This is a genomic window from Planktothrix tepida PCC 9214 (assembly GCF_900009145.1).
Classification (GTDB): Bacteria; Cyanobacteriota; Cyanobacteriia; order Cyanobacteriales; family Microcoleaceae; genus Planktothrix; species Planktothrix tepida.
In genome coordinates this window covers 1-16,702 of sequence record NZ_LN889766.1, presented here as the reverse complement: position 1 = coordinate 16,702, position 16,702 = coordinate 1, and the positions used below count along the sequence as shown (strand labels likewise).

Annotated in this window: 19 protein-coding genes and 1 pseudogene; 6 read left to right on the top strand and 14 right to left on the bottom strand. The window is 42.7% G+C overall.

Annotation, left to right across the window (positions count from 1 at the left end; translation table 11 throughout):
- On the top strand, positions 1–1,972 hold a 1,972-nt coding region (locus PL9214_RS29970; protein ID WP_139294948.1), incomplete at its 5' end, for a relaxase/mobilization nuclease domain-containing protein.
- Between the two features lie 9 nt (positions 1,973–1,981).
- On the opposite strand, the gene PL9214_RS33375 is transcribed toward PL9214_RS29970, so the two are convergent.
- The 4 genes from PL9214_RS33375 to PL9214_RS02760 form a co-directional block, all read right to left on the bottom strand.
- A complete protein-coding gene (locus PL9214_RS33375) occupies positions 1,982–2,275 on the bottom strand; it encodes a DUF6788 family protein (protein WP_072717334.1) in 294 nt (97 codons plus the stop codon).
- A 182-nt stretch (positions 2,276–2,457) separates the two neighbouring features.
- Complete coding sequence (locus PL9214_RS02770; protein WP_072717333.1) at positions 2,458–2,925, bottom strand: hypothetical protein; 468 nt, start codon at positions 2,923–2,925, stop codon at positions 2,458–2,460.
- A 53-nt stretch (positions 2,926–2,978) separates the two neighbouring features.
- Positions 2,979–3,221, bottom strand: coding sequence for a hypothetical protein (locus PL9214_RS02765; RefSeq protein WP_072717332.1), 243 nt, complete (start codon positions 3,219–3,221; stop codon positions 2,979–2,981).
- A 13-nt stretch (positions 3,222–3,234) separates the two neighbouring features.
- Complete coding sequence (locus tag PL9214_RS02760) at positions 3,235–3,771, bottom strand: SWIM zinc finger family protein (RefSeq protein WP_072717331.1); 537 nt, start codon at positions 3,769–3,771, stop codon at positions 3,235–3,237.
- A gap of 584 nt (positions 3,772–4,355) precedes the next feature.
- On the opposite strand from PL9214_RS02760, the gene PL9214_RS02755 reads away from it, so the two are divergent.
- Positions 4,356–4,706, top strand: coding sequence for a hypothetical protein (locus tag PL9214_RS02755; protein ID WP_072717330.1), 351 nt, complete (start codon positions 4,356–4,358; stop codon positions 4,704–4,706).
- Positions 4,706–5,413 (top strand): hypothetical protein, encoded by a 708-nt coding sequence (locus PL9214_RS02750; RefSeq protein ID WP_072717329.1) that lies wholly within the window; start codon positions 4,706–4,708, stop codon positions 5,411–5,413. Before PL9214_RS02755 ends, PL9214_RS02750 begins: the two co-directional genes overlap by 1 nt.
- A gap of 122 nt (positions 5,414–5,535) precedes the next feature.
- Here the strand turns inward: PL9214_RS02750 and PL9214_RS02745 are convergent, their stop codons facing one another.
- The 9 genes from PL9214_RS02745 to PL9214_RS02705 all read right to left on the bottom strand — a co-directional run bounded on the left by PL9214_RS02745 (position 5,536) and on the right by PL9214_RS02705 (position 14,376).
- Entirely contained in the window at positions 5,536–8,796 is a 3,261-nt protein-coding gene (locus tag PL9214_RS02745) for a DUF3987 domain-containing protein (protein WP_072717328.1), read from the bottom strand.
- 933 nt (positions 8,797–9,729) lie between these two features.
- Positions 9,730–10,197, bottom strand: coding sequence for a hypothetical protein (locus PL9214_RS02735; RefSeq protein WP_072717326.1), 468 nt, complete (start codon positions 10,195–10,197; stop codon positions 9,730–9,732).
- Positions 10,198–10,354: 157 nt separating this feature from the next.
- Positions 10,355–11,818 (bottom strand): hypothetical protein, encoded by a 1,464-nt coding sequence (locus PL9214_RS02730; protein ID WP_072717325.1) that lies wholly within the window; start codon positions 11,816–11,818, stop codon positions 10,355–10,357.
- Complete coding sequence (locus PL9214_RS02725) at positions 11,806–12,078, bottom strand: hypothetical protein (RefSeq protein WP_072717324.1); 273 nt, start codon at positions 12,076–12,078, stop codon at positions 11,806–11,808. The genes PL9214_RS02730 and PL9214_RS02725 overlap by 13 nt, the downstream gene beginning before the upstream one ends.
- A complete protein-coding gene (locus PL9214_RS02720) occupies positions 12,079–12,609 on the bottom strand; it encodes a hypothetical protein (RefSeq protein ID WP_072717323.1) in 531 nt (176 codons plus the stop codon).
- Complete coding sequence (locus PL9214_RS31085) at positions 12,610–12,777, bottom strand: hypothetical protein (RefSeq protein ID WP_186440285.1); 168 nt, start codon at positions 12,775–12,777, stop codon at positions 12,610–12,612.
- Between the two features lie 12 nt (positions 12,778–12,789).
- Positions 12,790–13,086 (bottom strand): hypothetical protein, encoded by a 297-nt coding sequence (locus PL9214_RS02715; RefSeq protein WP_072717322.1) that lies wholly within the window; start codon positions 13,084–13,086, stop codon positions 12,790–12,792.
- 182 nt (positions 13,087–13,268) lie between these two features.
- A complete protein-coding gene (locus tag PL9214_RS02710; RefSeq protein WP_072717321.1) occupies positions 13,269–14,027 on the bottom strand; it encodes a hypothetical protein in 759 nt (252 codons plus the stop codon).
- Positions 13,972–14,376, bottom strand: a complete 405-nt coding sequence (locus PL9214_RS02705) for a hypothetical protein (protein ID WP_072717320.1) — start codon at positions 14,374–14,376, stop codon at positions 13,972–13,974. The genes PL9214_RS02710 and PL9214_RS02705 overlap by 56 nt, the downstream gene beginning before the upstream one ends.
- A 264-nt stretch (positions 14,377–14,640) precedes the next feature.
- Here PL9214_RS02705 and PL9214_RS02700 point away from each other — a divergent pair, with 264 nt between their 5' ends.
- The 3 genes from PL9214_RS02700 to PL9214_RS02690 all read left to right on the top strand — a co-directional run bounded on the left by PL9214_RS02700 (position 14,641) and on the right by PL9214_RS02690 (position 16,132).
- Complete coding sequence (locus tag PL9214_RS02700; protein ID WP_072717319.1) at positions 14,641–15,012, top strand: hypothetical protein; 372 nt, start codon at positions 14,641–14,643, stop codon at positions 15,010–15,012.
- Positions 14,981–15,634, top strand: coding sequence for a hypothetical protein (locus PL9214_RS02695; RefSeq protein WP_072717318.1), 654 nt, complete (start codon positions 14,981–14,983; stop codon positions 15,632–15,634). Before PL9214_RS02700 ends, PL9214_RS02695 begins: the two co-directional genes overlap by 32 nt.
- Before the next feature lie 114 nt (positions 15,635–15,748).
- Entirely contained in the window at positions 15,749–16,132 is a 384-nt protein-coding gene (locus PL9214_RS02690; protein ID WP_072717317.1) for a hypothetical protein, read from the top strand.
- A gap of 41 nt (positions 16,133–16,173) precedes the next feature.
- Here the strand turns inward: PL9214_RS02690 and PL9214_RS02685 are convergent.
- Positions 16,174–16,575, bottom strand: a pseudogene (locus PL9214_RS02685) (transposase); the annotation flags it as partial.
- Positions 16,576–16,702 lie beyond the last annotated feature (127 nt).

The following is a 16,702-nucleotide window of genomic DNA, read 5'->3' as shown; positions in this document are numbered from 1 at the left end:
GGATTTATTAAAGCAACGCCATCTAGCAGAGCATCAATATATTGCGGTACTTCATAGGGATGCCACTTACCCCGGTGGTTCTATGCGTCCCCATGTCCATTTAGTCATTAATTTAGTCAACAGTACAGGAGAAGTCGCTAATGTCTGGTGGGATTACCCCAAAACTGAGAAGGTACTGCGACATTTGGAGAAATGCTATGGTTTAACTTCTGTGCCTTGCTCTTGGGAAGTTGCTAAACGCAGTAATTCTAAAGGGCAAATTCAACGTTTAGCACGGGAAACGGCAGAATTTCTGGCTGTAGATCATCCTCGTATTCAAAAGCCTCAACCTTCTGTTCGGCAACTTCTTCAGCAGGCTGTTGATAAAGCTGTTGTGAATAGTACCTCCATTGGGGAACTAACAAAAGCCCTTCAGTCGAGGGGAGTTGTATCAAATCTGACTTCCCAGGGAATTCGATATGAACTGAATGGAATTCACTTTGCTGGCTATCAATTGGGTGAGAGTTATACATTAAAGGTAATTGAGCTACAACTTCGTCTCCAGCAAAAACGAAAAGCACAACAGCAATGGGAGCAGAGACTAACTGCTCTTCACTCGGAGTCTTCCCCGTCTTTAAGTTCTCAAGCCAGCTTACCTCAATCTGTATTGGCTCAAAGGGATAAGGAGAAGGACAAACTTAAACTGCCACCTTATAGTTTAAGTCGTTCTCCTGGCATCTTTGAGACTGAACAACAGGAATATGAGAAACGAATGAGTCAGCTACAGCAACGCATCAATTTTGTAGCTTCTAGGGTCGCTTACTCTCTAATTACAGCTAACACAACCCAGGATTCTGTTTCAACCCCCAACGCTACTTATACGATGACTTGGGATGATGCCACCAAAGAACTTAGGCTTTATTGTAGTCAACCGGATGATGGCGATCGCTTGTTTCCTATTCTCTTGGCTGAATATGACTATGGCCATCAACAATGGATCGGGAAAGGAGTAGTTTCTCATTACCTCAATGAATCCCATTTAACAGATTGGGCATCGTTTGTGACTACTCCTGAATTGCTTAATCTCCCTCATAATCGCTGTTCTCACCCTATTATGAAGGCGATGGAAAGTTCTGTTATTACTACAAATCAAATGACGACAAATCAAACGGAACAAGTTTTGCCTTTGTCTTCATCTCAACTTCAGGTTCAATCGCCATTTGATTCTATCAAGCACATTGATGATCAAGGTTGTGAGTATTGGCTAGCGCGAGAGTTGATGGAGTTATTGGGATACAAGCAATATCGACGTTTTGCTGATGCTATTGAGCGTGCTATTTTATCCCAAGAAAACGCTGGAAACTCAATCAGAGAGGACTTTTTGCCGGAGGTGGCAAAAACTTCGGGTCGTCCTCAAGAAGATTACAAGCTATCTCGATATGCCTGCTATCTAGTAGCGATGAATGGTGATCCACGCAAAACGGAAATTGCTCAAGCTCAGGCTTACTTTGTCGTCAAAACCCGTGAAGCCGAAACTATTATCCCTCAACAAAACGATGAACTAGAGGCTCTCCGACTGCAAGCCCGAATTGCTGAAGCGCAAGCTAACGCTATGAGAGATCAGCGACTTGTTTTAGAATCCGGTGCCTCCATCGTCTCACTTCACGGGGCAGGAATGTTGGCACTCATCCAGGGTCGCCCTGAAGCAGTGGTGAGAGAAACCGAAATTCAATTTGAATCAGTTGTTATGAATGAAGACGGCAAGCAACTTGCTGTATTTCGTGGGAAATCTTTGGCTCAACTCGGCAAGGAACTAAAATTTAAAACCGGAAAGGAATTTCAAAAATGGCTGGAGTCCTGCGGAAAAGATCATCTTATTTGTAAAGCGATGCGTCCCGTTCAAACGGATTATATTCCGGCTGAGGCAATTGATCAGATTCGGGAATTATGGGCAAATCGAAAAGGCGATCGCCAATTAGTCATTGGTGAATAGTTATCAATTTTAATCTGATTCAGCCTTGCCTAGATAAACTGATCTATGTTTCCCCCCGCTCCAATATCTGAGGTAGAGATACGGCCCACAACCGTTAATCGTTTTTCTCTCAATGCTCCCTCTACCAGTTCCCCCGCCGTTGCCATCATTTGGGTTGGGAGTGCGATCGCTCCTCTCCTCTGAAAGTTCATCTAAAGCCAATAGTCCATCAATCAATTCCCGTCGCTGTCCAGGGGAAAGGATAGCAGCCCACTGGATTACCCTCTCAATCGTTAGCTCATCAGTTTGCTTACGTCGTGCCATAGTTCTCGTTTAGGGTACGGTTTTACTGGGTTTGATGGGTGTTGTTGTACCCTAAATCCTTGTGGATGTTTGGGTTTAGGGTACGGTTTTATTGAGTTATAGCGGTTTTGTGTACCCTAAATGTTTGGGTGTTGGGTTCATTTAGGGTACGGTTTTATTGGGTTTCAGGGTTTTTGTGTACCCTAAACAGGATCATCATCGTCATCGGAATCGTCAAAATCAGGAGGGAGAAAATAAGCCCGGTCTACCAGTTCGGTGGCGCAATACTTCTCAAATTTGTAAGCCAGTCGATAGGCTTTGGAATAGGGCTTGGTTCCCATTGGGGGTGTAGTAAAATCCTCACCAAATAACGCGGCTAGAATCTTCAATCCTTTTAATCCATTGGCTAAATTAAAAGGTAGGAAAGTAACAAATTTTCCCTCTGGGATGTGGTAAAGTTGCCAGTCGTTTTCTGAAGGAACTAAACCCCAATTACCAAACTTAAATCCGTAAACTTCAATCCATTCAATCGGGACTGAACCCTCGAATTTAATAGCACGTTCAAACTTGCAAAACTCCGGTTCTCCCGCGTCAATTAACTCGATGTTGTTGATGATGAAGTCTTCCCCAATCTCCTCACTCTCAAGGCAGTTTTGCTCAAATCTGTTCATGGTTTTACTCCTATTTTGTGAAGCGATAAGGGGGGATTTCACCCCCCAATAATTTACAGTTCTGCTAAGTCTTCAAGGTATTGACTGAGTTGGTTTTGAGCCATACAAACTTGCTCACCATTCCGCAATAACCAAGCAACTAAACCGTTAGAAAATGATGCACCGATAATGATGTCTTCTGGCTGAATAATCCGCCCTAAATCGAGTGTTAAAAGCCGTGCATCAAGGGTTGGGGCTGTTCTCAGGTGTCGAAGGAACTGACACCGAGAACGAGGGAAGGGTTTAATCTCGTTCATCGGTTGTTCTCTCCTAAATCCCTAAAGAAGCCCGTGCGTTGGAAATCATCTCATCGGTGATTTGAGATTCAGAAATAGCTTTAATTTTGCCCACACTTGGCAGTTTTCCGATGTTCCATGACCGGAGTTTGAGCTTGGGTTCTAAAGCTTTTTCGATGTGTTTTTTAACAGCTTTGATGTGCTTACATTGGATGTTTCGGTACTGATGGTCTGCACATTCACAGAATGTTTTGTTGGGATGGATTATGACGTGGTAAACACTGCTATTTAAAGGATTAAAAACGCTGTAGACACCCGGAAAATTCCCGTTAGTTACTGTTAAATGATTTGATTTTGATTCCCGTTTGGCGTCGGTGAATTCAGGGGTTTTGCGAACTGCCATGCCCAACGCTCGGTACAGGTCACGGTCTGTTGTGTCGATGTCGGAGCCGGGAAAAGTTACCTGCTCATTGTCAACCTCGAACTTGTACCCGCTAACATATCCGGCTGTGGCTGACACCCAACTGACCCGGATTTCCGTTGCTGTGATGTCGTTAAAAATTGATACCATTGGATTACTCCATTGAAAGGTGGATGAGTAGAGGCAAGCGGTCAGGTCTGCGAAACTAAAACCGCTTGTCTCTTGGCTTTTATAGGCATCAGAGAGTTTTTTTGAATCACCGCTACGTCTCAAACTTCACGGCTCCCAGCATCAGGGTTTGCTTTCCTCTCATCTGTCCATACTTTAGTTATAACTGATACTATCTGCTACTGTCAATCATTTATTGATTGTTCTTCCCGATAGTACCAGGTAGAATGGGTAAGCTAAACTTATCTATCAGTTAGTGTCAGGTTTATACCAGATACCGTGCCTAGGATTGATATCTGATAGAGGTTATAGGGTTTTCAGTGTCATCTGGCTGATAGGTTCGGACATATCGCTTAAGGTCATCTAACGTGGCTTCTGAAGGGTTGAACGCTGCACTTCCCACCGATAGGGGTTGTTTTCTGTTCTGTGGCTCTGTACCGGGTTCTACCGGGTTAGTGTCCGGTACTGTATCGGGTTCCTGTTCAGCCGCTTATTTGTCAGTTACTAGCAGTTATTGTCTGTTAGTATGGGGTAGTACATGATAGAACCCGATAGAGGGAACAGCCATGAGTAAAACACAAGCCAGAGTCGAGGGGATTAACCAGCAAGTCGTCAGAGCCGATTTAAGAATTCCGGTTGAGATGTATGCCCAACTCGAAGCCATTGCCAATGAACAGGGAATGAAGAAGCACCACATCACTGGCCGTCCGATGGTGTCCCCTGTGATTCTGGAATTATTGGAGATAGGATTACACCATTATTCGTCTCAGAATCGATTGGGGGGTGACAGTACCGGGTTAGTACCTGATACTATACCGGGTAAGCAGTTGGACATTGAAGCGTTAAAGGCTGAGTTATTAGGGCAACTGCGTGAGGAACTGGTAACACTTGCTAACAGCATAACTGAAAAAAAGTAGTGGCCCTCACCAGTGAACTTGACCGGGTGAGGGAGGAACTAGCAACCGCTCAACATGATTTAGAAGCATCGAGGGTTATTCGTGGTGAACTCGCTTTAGAACTGGCAAACGCAACAAGTGACCGGAAACTGGCAGAGGAACGGCTAGAGACAGAACGGCTTAGGGCTGAGGAACTCATAAAACAGATTGAGGAGAAGGAAACGGCGATCGCCACACTCAAAACCGAGAACCAGAAGCTAAAAGCCTCTCTAATTGAAGCGGCTAAGAATGAGATTTTTCTCAGTGAGGAATTACAGCGATTCAAGTATGGGGTATCCCTTGCTTCGGATGAGCCACATGGCGAACAATTGCAGTTATTCCCCACACCGGAGGAACAAGCCGCCGTTACTCCTAAAACCGAAACAGAAAATACTGAATCACCCCCCGTCAAGAGTCAACACTTCGGCAAGCTCAGTGCAAAGCCGTTAACAGTCAACTCTGAACCGTCAAGTGGCACCACCAAACCCAAATTATTAACACCGGGTGAACTTGCTAAATGGATTAATAAAACCCATCATCCAGAGAAGCCCATCAGTGATCAAAATGTCCGTGATTGGTTCAACCCTAAAAAAAATTCCGACAAAAACCGGACTGCGGTACAGGAGAAATACGGGTTTAGACTCAACCACAAGGACAAAAGGGGAACCCTTCATTTCACATTGCTGTAAAATTTTCCCACATTCAAAACTCCATTAAGCCCCGACAATTGGGGCCTTTTGATTGAGTCGCGCTCGCTATCAAATTCAACCGCAAATTATCGTTGGGAAAAACCCCTAGGATATAATTAATTTTACTCCCAATAATCAAAATCGTAGATTTCAATTAATGAATCATTGGAATCAATGGCTAAAGCCATCAAGCTATTAGCATCACCACCATAAACGCCACACAACCATTGAGCTTGAATCTTGTTTCTACCTTTGATGACTAGCTTGATTAATTTGGTGATATCTTCAACAGTTGCCCGGTGAAATTGTCCGGTAGAGATATCGTTCCGTGAGATGTATCTGTCCTGGCGGTGCGACTGCCACATATTATTCCTGGTGTCAAATTTCGTGATTTGATGCAGGTTCCCTTCACCATCGAATAGGATATCGCCTTCCTTCAAATCATCAAAATTTAGTGGTTCAGGGTCGGGTGTTGGGGTGGGTTCAGGAGGGCGCTCGTCACTATCAGACGGAATAATAGACAAAAATAGACAATTAATAGACAAATCAGTAGACGCTGTAGACGGCTCTGTGTAAGCGTTTGTGGGATTAGTAGACAGAATAGACAATTTTTCCCCCTGTTCCGCATTTTCCGCAACATCATCTATATGGGTGATGTCATCCAAAGGGTTAGGTTGAGGTTCATTTGAAATTTTGTCTATTTTTTTGTCTATTTTGTCTATTATTGGCTGTAACCCATTATCCACAGGAGTTTCAGCGTCTATTTTTTTGTCTATTATTTGTCTATTTTTGTCTATTATTTGAAATTTCAAGGAACACCCCTTACCAACTAACTCACCATAACCAAGCTCTACCAATTGGATAAAATAGGCTCGAATATCATCAGGAGCTAATTTTGAGAGTTCACGGTCAAAACGTTTAACATCGCTTGCTCCGATGGCAGTTTGACGTTTTTCGGCGATAGAGATAATTTTCATCAGTTGAGGGGCTAACTCTTCTTTAACCGGGCTGCAATCTGCGTACAACGAATATGATTCTTGGTAATAGAATTTTGCGAGTTTAACTGCCCGGTCTAGCGTCGCTTTCCCCACAACCAAGCTCTGAACCGTGCCATATTGCCAAACCTGTTCGATGATGTGAATCATCGCTGCAAACCGTCCAATCTTACCGGGCATTTTTCCCCACAAGGAAGCCAAGGCTTGGGTTTTGGCTCCGACCCGGTACAACTCGCATTTATTGTTTATTCTGGTAAATCCTGCTTTTGCCTTGGCATCTAACGTTAAATTGAGTCGTGGCAGTTGAGATAATTTTCTGTAGAAGTCAACCAACATTACTTTGATATCGAGTGAAGGCGGTGGGTTGTCGGGAATCAGGAAAGGGCTAACGGGTTGGTTAACAATATTTACTCGTGACCAATGGCCGTTCCCGTCGCTACCATTCATGTAATTTGAAATCACTCCGGGCTGAATCCCTCCAAGCATACTCACCAAACATTGAGAGAAGTCACCCAGAAAACCATCCTTTAACGCCTCAATCTTTCCAACGCCGTCATAATAGGTTAGGAAGTCCTCCAAAAGTCCTGCGTTATAGGTTTTACTATTATTTTTATAACTGGCGGCTAGTTCATCGGTGAGAACCAATACACCCCAACCCTTCATGCTGTGGGTATTCAACACATTTCTAATACCCGCTTGCGACCCACCATTAATAAAGTATCGTCGTAAAATAGGCTTTTCCGGCTCCGGGTCGGGGTTATTCTTATCGCTGGCCCAATCTGCATAATCAATCTGATAATTTATCATTTCTTGCTCATATTGTTTCCGGGCTTTCTCCTGTAATTCGAGCAACGGTTCTAAGGCAATCTTGTTAATTAATGGTGATTTTTTCTGACTAGGTTCGGCACAGATAGCCGTGTACATTCCCATCGGTTGGTCAAAGTCCGTATAATCCAATAAATCGATTTTTGAACCCACAGCCAATAAAGAACTAGCAACTGTCAAAAAGGCACTCAAACCCACTTCGGGACGCAAACACAACCGATTAGCAAACTCCCCAATTTTAGCCAGATTACCGGGTAAATATTGAGTTAAATCGAGGGATTGATTTCGGTTTTTTAGGAGTTCCTCAAGTTCGACTTTTAGCGATTCTAGGTTGGTTTCTTCCTCCGCTTCATCTTTAATACTTTTGAAGATTTCTGAGGCTTTATTAGAATTAAGGTTGAATTTTCTAGCCAGTTCATTAAGCTTTAATTGCTGTTTAGATTTAGATAAATTTTGTTCAGCGAGTTGGCGTAATTCTTCCTCTATGTCCTCAATGTTGAATTGGGGTTGTTGCCGTTGAAAAGGCACTACGTTTGATTGATTATCTGGCTTTAACGCATTATTTCCTGACACATTGCCTTGAGAATTTGAGGTATTTATTAATGGCTTCTGATAGCTAGAGTTCCGCTTGGGTGGGTTCCATCCGTTATCTTTAGCAAATTTAAAAAGTGTACCCGGTGTGATGCCTCCCCCACCTTTGAACGTTTTCCAATGATTAAATGTTTCCTTACTATTTGTATACTTTGAACTGCCCTGGCTCCAATTATCCCAATCTTCAAAATCTAATTCCGCCGCACGACAAGCCATCCCCAAGTTGATCCAGCCTTGGTAATCCTCGTCAAATTGGCTTACTGGGATAAAACTTAGGGCTTCCCGTGCTTCTTCTGAGATGCTTTTATTGTCATAAATTGAATTAATTATTTGAACTTTCTCTATTTCAAATAATCCGACTGATTCAGGAGATTGAAACACCGGAACATCACCACAAGCATTCCTATCCCACGAGTAATTCCCCTTCAAACCTTTACCAAGGATAATCCCTAATCCTCCCGACCCAACCATCAATTCACCTAAAGATTTCTCACCCCCTTGAGTCAAGGTGAATTGAATCGTATTTCCCCAATTTTTAGGGATAGATTCAAACCCTATAAAATACCGATAGCCACCGCTTTGAGTTCGCACCCTTGGGCATAAGCTTATACCAGGATTGCGGTTTTCCCACCCCGTAACCGCTTGTTCTAATGCCTCTAATGATTCAAAATTTTTGAGGTCAAAATCAATCATTGAAAAGTAAAATTCACCGTTGAAACCTGCGTTGCACCCGATGCCTTCTATTCGTTCATCGTCATGCCAAGTTTTAATTAATTTAGATTTAAAATTCTCATCAAGGCTTCCCCAGTCTTGGTAATCTTTCCATTTTAATTGCTTGAAATAGTTCCCGTCGAAATACCCCGGTTGTTTTGGCTCCATCCCTTTTAGTGCGGCGTTTTGGGGTGAGTAAGGGTATGGTGTTCGGTTGTACTTTAAAATCCAGGTTAACGTTGCCGCCTTGTCGCTCTTCATGGTATAATTCCTTTAATACTTGAATGTTTGTTGAGTTACCAAAGAAGTCGAAGTCTTGGTAATTTGAAGAATCAAAAACAACGAAGCTCAGGAGCTACCCCCGATTTAGGGTTCCTGAGCTTCGTTGTTTTGGGTATTGCGATCGCTATTCTCAGCAATCCCCACAATCCACACAAGAATTGCGGAAATTGACCGAGTGAGCTAGAATTAGTAGAGATTGGGAATTGGGGAAGAATTTCTTCAGATGTACCCCAACATACCCCAGCATCAATGCTATGATATTTGTACATTTTTCTTTTTAATTTTTCGACTTTTGCCTGGTTGTTGGAAGCAGCCAGGTTTGTTTTTTTCTCTCTAACATAATAGCAGCAAAATGTAGAGGCTACCATAAGCACAGTCTCCACAGACCTATATCTTAGTGTTGGATAATTAATCTGTAATATTTTTGTGTGTACAGTACCCAGAAATTGTGTTATTAATAGTGATAGAAAGTACATAAGAAACCTTCAAAAACGACAAAAAACCCGGCAAAATCATCATGTAAGCCCTGAGTTGGGGATGATTTTGTCGGGTTTGACTAATATTATAGTCAATTCCCGATTGGGGCGTTTGAGTAGCAATCGTGCGAAAAGTGCCGTTAAAAAAATCCTCCGTATGTACGGAACGGAATATTTAGAACCTCAACATCCTCATCAAGTAAAAGGCTTGAGATTGGGACGTTTCGGGTTAATCCGTAGCTTTTTTTAAAAGCTCTATTATGGTATTTGATTGTGTTGTCTTCGAGGACGACGCACGGACGAGGGCAGGTATTCGCGGCTTCACTCAATTGATATAAATCAATGCTTTTCATTTGTTTTCCCTTTAATTAATTTGCAAAATTTACCTGTAGTTTCCCTGCATTTTTTACAGGTTTTGGGGGGAGCGAGCGCACTTCTAAAAACAGTTTGGTTTACCGTTCAAATACCTCCCACAATCACCACTCCTCACCCCATACTGAACAAGATAGTCCTCATAAGTTTTCTGAGGTTTGGGAGGTGCAATCACTTTAAAGTTAGGAGCAAATCTATCTCTATTGAGGCAACCATCGCCACCATTGTTTTTAATGCAGTAGTAAGCCTCAGAACCCTCCTCAACAATAACGGGCTTCTGTGGTTTCTTAACAACAATAGAGGACTGTTCCGATGGTTGTATTAGTGCTTTCAATTCCCTGCGTCCGTTACCCGGTTTGACTTGTTCACTGTTGGGTGCTTGGGTGATACTTTGACCCCTACTAACAACATGAATAATTCCCCCAATCAAGCTAACTGTGAGGGTAGCGATCGCAATCCCTTTTAAAAGTATTAGCTTAGGCTTGCTATCGTCTAGCTCGGACGATACCGGGTTAATATTAATTGTTTGCATAGTTTCACCGGGTTAGTATTAATATTTCGCCTGGATGATGTGGATAGGGAGGATAGGATGGATGGCATGGATGATAAAAAATTGGATGGGGTAGAGGGGGTGGATTGCCTGGATATCCTAGCCATCCACCCCATCCTAGCCATCCACCCCATCCAGGCTAAGACGGAATAAATATGATCTGAACTGCTCCCCCTATTTGTCGATGTTCAATCCTACCTAATCTTGCCTCAACAAATTTCTCGAACACTAAAAGGGTAGATTCAGATGTTAATTTAAGCCTTTGACCTGCCCCAGATTTGTAAGCTTGTCTGATTGAAAGCTCACCATTATCTTTAGCTAATTCCAAAATTTCCAGTATTTCAGGCAAGAAGAACTCAACTCCGTTTATAACCGGGTTTGTTTTTGGTTTTTCCGGTGCTTTCTGAAAGTTAAAGCGGGGTAACTGTGGCTCTAGGTTTGAAGGTTGACGGGTTGGGTAATCCTCCTCAAAATCCTGTGATTGTTCCTCAACTCCATAGATCGGAATTGATGATTTATCTAAGAATCTAGGCTGTATTAAATTAGCGGGAGCGTTCCCTTTTTTCTTATACTTGGTATGATGTTTATGTGTGGGATGTTCAGCAATTTGCAAAGGGTTTGAGCCTGAAATAACAACCGGATAAGCTGTGTTCTTAATGTGCAGAAAACGGGGGTCATCATGTTTCCAAATGTTTTGGATTTCTCCCCTAGCACTTGCTCCACAGAGGACTAATAGAAAATTGTTTCTGAACTTCCCATCAATGCCTATGGCTTCAGTGTTGTGCGACTGCATGAAGCCCAATAAACAGATATCAAATTTTCGAGCGTTGCTGAGTTTACGGATTGCATAGATAAAGGTGTTTCTGCGTTTTTCCTTACCAGGTAACGGTTTAACGATGTCCAGTTGTTCAAGCTCTGAAAGGGTGTCATTGATTTCGTCAAGGCACACAATCAGAGGGTGTCCGTCCTCCTGTTTCCGGCGCTCAATTTCCTGAATCAGCCAGCACATAATTTGATAAATGGTTTCAACATCTGACTCGACTCTAGGAAATCCCATCTGTTTCCAGATGATATTTTTTCGTTGGTGAATGTCCAACACGATGACTTCCGCAGGGGTGACGGCTGTAAGTTTGCCCACGATGAAACCAGCACCTAAACTTGTTTTCGCGCTCCCACTGTTCCCCCCAACTAATATTCCCGATGCCTCGTCAGCAAGTCCATCCCAGTTGTAATAATCGAGTTCACTGGGTAACTGGTTAAATTCCATCTGATAGTAAGTATTCATTCCCCCCGGTGGCGTTGGCATGGGAGAAAGCGGAAACAGAATATTCTGAACAGTTTGGACTTCCGCAGCTTGATAAATTGTAAATATCTCATCCGCAGTATCTCGTTTAATAATGCTGCGTTCCTCTTCTTTCAGTCCTTTAATGGCAGTAGCGATCGCACCCGCCCCAAACAGTCCTGCAACACCCGAAGCATAGAACCTAGAAGGGTTTAGTCCAGGGTTGACGGTTGACCAAGCCAAGGCTATAAAACCGCCTCCACAACAAATTAAAGACGATACCGCAGCTTCATGATCCTCTAACCAATTCAAAAGCCCCATCCCCACATCACCCCCATTAAACAACCAATTAAAGTAATGATTGATATTGTTAGAAACGTCGGGTTAGTTGTTGCAAACTGTCCTGAGTAAACCCGTCTAGCGACTGCGGTACAGACAATAATTGACCCGACAATGATAATAAAAAAGGCTGACCAATAAAGCCAGCCGAAATTAAGAATAGACCGAGTTATTAATGTTAGAAATTGCCATCCTCCAATGCTTAACAACCCAGTCCCAAAGTAGAGACTAAACCGAGACATTTAACCCCCTCTCAACTGTTGTTGACGTTCTCTAATTTTGTTTTGAAACTGTGTTAACTGTTGCTGAATCTTTTGGGCTTCAGCTTGCCTCAGAGCTATGTTTTTCTGGTATTCCGCAGCAATTTTATCCATTTCTGAACCCATTTGTTGATTCGCAGCATATTGGGCGAAATTAGCACCCGCAACCTTGGGAATTGTTTTAGTAACAGTCCTGACTAACTTGGCTTCAGTCTTAGAAAATGCTCCCAATTTCTTGCCGTAATCCCTAGACAATTTCTCATATTCTTCTAAGGTTTTGTGCATCATCTTGAGTTGTTCTAAGTCTTCCTTAGAAATCATCCATCCCCTTGATTCCCATTCCCTTAAGAGTTCGGCAGAACTGGTAATATAAACCCCGTTTTGCGGTCTGTAGTCAGGGGTAATTAGGTTCTGAGGAATGGGTGAAACATCCCCCTTTACTGCTATTCGGGAATCGACTTGATTAGATGATTTACCACCGAATAATCCGACAATTGCTGATAAAATGCCCATTTACCATTTCTCCGCTTTTTCATGTTCTAGCCATAGGCTTTGATTGTCTATAGTTCCTTGCTGATAAGCATTACGGGTTTCTAATTGCCTCGAATACTGAACGATAAAAATAACTAAACCTGTCATAATCCCACCGATACAAAACCAGAAAAAATTATCGCTATTCATGTTTAATTCTCCTTAAAACGGGATACGGTCTGATGCGAAATACCCGCCTTTATTATCTGAATAGATATCTATCCAAGGGGGAATAATTCGGCTAATTAATTCAGGATTAGGAAACACCCAAAGTGCATGATTCCAGAAGTTTAGGTCATCAGGAATTATGCTAAATTTAAAAAATACTTGCTCAGGGAATAGCCAAGAGTCGGGACTTTCCTTGTAAATTATTAATCTGCAAGTAATGGCTTGAAAGTAAATTTTAAAGCCGTTGTTAAACCTAATTCCGATTGACTTTGGATTGATTTCTAACTGCATTCAGAATCCCCCCATCATCTGCATGACCAAGCCATCGTATTGATTAGGGGTGATGGTGTGTGAGTAGTCGATTAACCGTTTAATTGCTGATATAATTAATTTCATGTTGCAATAGTCCTCATGGTGATTTTGGCAGACTGAGAGACGGCTCTCTAATTGGGATACCGTCTCTTTTAACTGTTCTATTTCTGCAATGATTTCTTGATAGCCATCACATCCAGTTTGCTGTTGCGAACTGTTGTTTTTTTTGCACTCGATTGTTGATTGGTTGTTGCCTTCTTCCCCAAGTCCTGAACTGTTTTATCGGGTGTACCTTGGTTAAGTTTTCCTAACTGTTCCAACTGGGAATTAAGGATTTTTTGAAAGTCGGTATTAATGGCAGTTTGTAGGCTGTAAGCTTGCTGTAATCCGTTGAGTTGACTTTGCAACATTCCCATTATCAAAGCGGTGTTGCCAGCTTCACCAATCGCCGCACCTGTCTCATATTGGACTCGGATGTGTTCATTGGTTAATCCTTCCTGAACACTGCCAACTGCCCCAATGTGATCCGCTAGGTTTTGGTGTACCGGATTGCTTAAAGCCAATTCTCGAAGTGCGGCTAAATCACTTTGGGTGATAGCGTCCTGGTTTAGTCCCAACTCGTTCACCAGTGCTAACGCTCCCTCACCCAGTTCCCCCTCGACTTCCTCCCAGTCGATAAAATCATCGGAGTCGTTAATCGAGAAGGATTCCGGTGCTTTGGGGGTTTCCGGTGGTTTCCCGTTGAGTTGTTGGGGCTTGGTTCCTTTGAGGTGTTGCGCGATCGCATCTCCCCAACTCTCATCAATTTCAGTCGGGTTTAAACCAAGTTGTTTAATAACGATAATTAGTTCAGTCTCGGAAATGTTAAGCGACTTTGATAATTTTTGCAGCGTTGATTGTGGCTTCTGTTGTGTACTCATTTTGCAGTTCCTCAGTGAATGTTTTGAAGGTGTAGAGTGTTGCGTTTAATTGAATGTAATCCTCTATGATTTCCGGTCTAGGTGCGCTTGCGGGTTCCGATAAATCATAGTTATTGATTCTGGTTAGCCATTCGACTATGTAAGGGTTGTAAGCCTTCTTAGGGCGATAATGTTGGAAAATATCAGGAGAATAAATTAACAATAATTTAATCCATTCTCTAAGTGTCTGTGGCTTACGTTTAAGCTGTTTGGCTAGTTCCCCAACGGGTGTATAAGTCGCCTTGCGTTCATCCAGCTTAAACAGCTTAACCCGCCTCCCTTCTGGGATAATTTCAGGTTCGATAATCATTGGAATTCCTGTTAATAGAAACGTTTAAATGCTTCCCGTAGTGCCTCCTGAGAGGGTGCGGTATGGCTATTCAGTTTTCGAGGTACGGTGGTAGACCTCTCAAGGGCATCATCAGGGGATGAGTTAGAGTTCTATCCTTACTAATGTACTATCCCTTTTAACGGATAGCAAGGATAGTACAAACAGAACTTGTAAAGATTTGTGTCAGGTACTAGAGGGGTAAAATGGGATTAATTACAGTACATGAGTACAAGAGGACAGAGAATGCCCAGAAGTAAAAGTGAAGGGGACAAAATAATTTGTTTTTATGTCCCTGAAGCGGTTAAGCGTAGAATCCGGGTGACAACGGCTGAAACAGACAAAACTCAACAGGATTGGCTACTTGAGGTTATTGAGGAAAAATTTAACAGGCTCGATAACTCAACCAATTCCGGTACAGAGGACATCCCAAACCCTGCCGACTTGTGTTGTGAATTCCTAAAGGAACTGGCAGAAGGTAAACGTCCAACTAACGGCAAGATGGTCAAGCTTAGTCATTTGTTAGGTGTTGACGTGGAAGTTTTAACCACTATCCGAGATAGATATTTAGACGGGGGTGAGGTTAATGTTAAAAATTCTAAAATGTCCAAAGTCTAATATCGCAGTCGGAAGAGAAACGGTTAAATTTTCCCTACCGTCAATGTTTGAGGCGTTAGATTTTGTCGAGTTTCAAACAGATTCTATAGTTTGTTTTTTACGCCGTTGGGGGTTGAAATTAGCAATTGTTGATTACCCCAACTGCATTAATCCTATTAATATTCCTGCAACACTACCGATTAAGGATGATGTCATGCTCAAAGGTTTAACCGATGCCCAATGGCTCCGAATTGCTGAGGAAATCTTAAACGAGTCGCGCCCGACTTTCCTTGTCAGCATGACCCAACACCGAAACATTCTCGTTAACTCCGGTGCGTGTTCTCTAATGGGTTGCACTGCTGAGGAATTGTTAAGCCGCGACTTGACCCCGTTCTGGGTTCCCCCTGGTGAAGTCAAACCGATAAGCTACAGCGTCCAGTTGCCTCCTCACCTTGCAGAATTCCATCGTTTATTGAGTCAGCAATCGGAACTGATCAGCCATAACTTTGAAGGATGGAAGGTAACGGGGGATAACTCAGATGCGGTCTGGGTACGGTGGAACGATGACATCCGATTTGTGGAACTGGACGGCAACCCATACCGATTGATGAGAGTAAACGGGTTTGATGAGGTCAGAGTTTAGCGAGCGCTCAACATCTACCAACTGATAGAAAGCTGGTTAACTGAAACGGCGGCTAAATGGGGGGAAGTTGCACTTATTTATAACGGTTCAACTCAAGGATTAAGGAAATTCTCTATGGCTAACTCAAACCCTAAACCATCGGAACCTGTCAACCCCAAGGTCAACCCTCTAACTCTTAGACCGGATGACGACTATCAACGGGTAACAGAATTCTTATTAACTCACTGGCATGATGGCAAGTCGGTCTGTGTGGTGTCCCAAATCGATAACCGTTGCCTGTTCCAAAATGACAAACTGTTACCAGCCCGTGCCATCATCCAACCTTCAGAATGGATTGGGCAGAACTATTTATGGTATTGGCGCGACTCAATGGAGGATTACAACCAACTCAGGGAACTGTTGAACCGTGACGTTTATATTCCACAATTTGAATACAGACTGCGACGGCCGGACGGTTCAATGGCACGATACCTAACTGACTATTACACCGCTAATTAGGGCTTGCTGAAAAAGTAACAGAAAAGGAAACGGATGATTAACTAGCTAATGGAGTTAGAAGGATAAATAACTTTTCTTGGAGGTAAGGAGTTAACAGATAACTTGTCATAATCTATGATCTGAAAAAAGTAATTGAGTAAAAAAATTGACCCCAAAAGCTGTCTAAGAAGGGCAGAGAGATTCATCACTAAAAAAGTAATAGCAATTGCCGTTTCGGAAGTATGAGCTAGTTTATTCATAATGCGATTGAGGCTAAATCTTCTTTTTCCTTGCCCAAATTTGCCCTCAATCGAATTCCGAATTTTTTCATCCTCTAACGCCTGTTTCTTAGTAGATTTACTAAGATTTGCTGGAGGTCTCCCTAACGGGGGGCCACTGATTCTAATTCCTCTTTCTTTACACCAAGCTCTGTTGTCTCTAGTCCGGTAAATTTTATCTACATGGCATCACCGTGCCAAAACGGGAAAATTGTACGCTAAGGTTGAAACCTTTATCCCTCAAGCATTTCAGCGATACCTATTTTCTTTCACCCGCAAAGGGCGTAAGTTGTCAAAACCGCTTGCCTGCTTT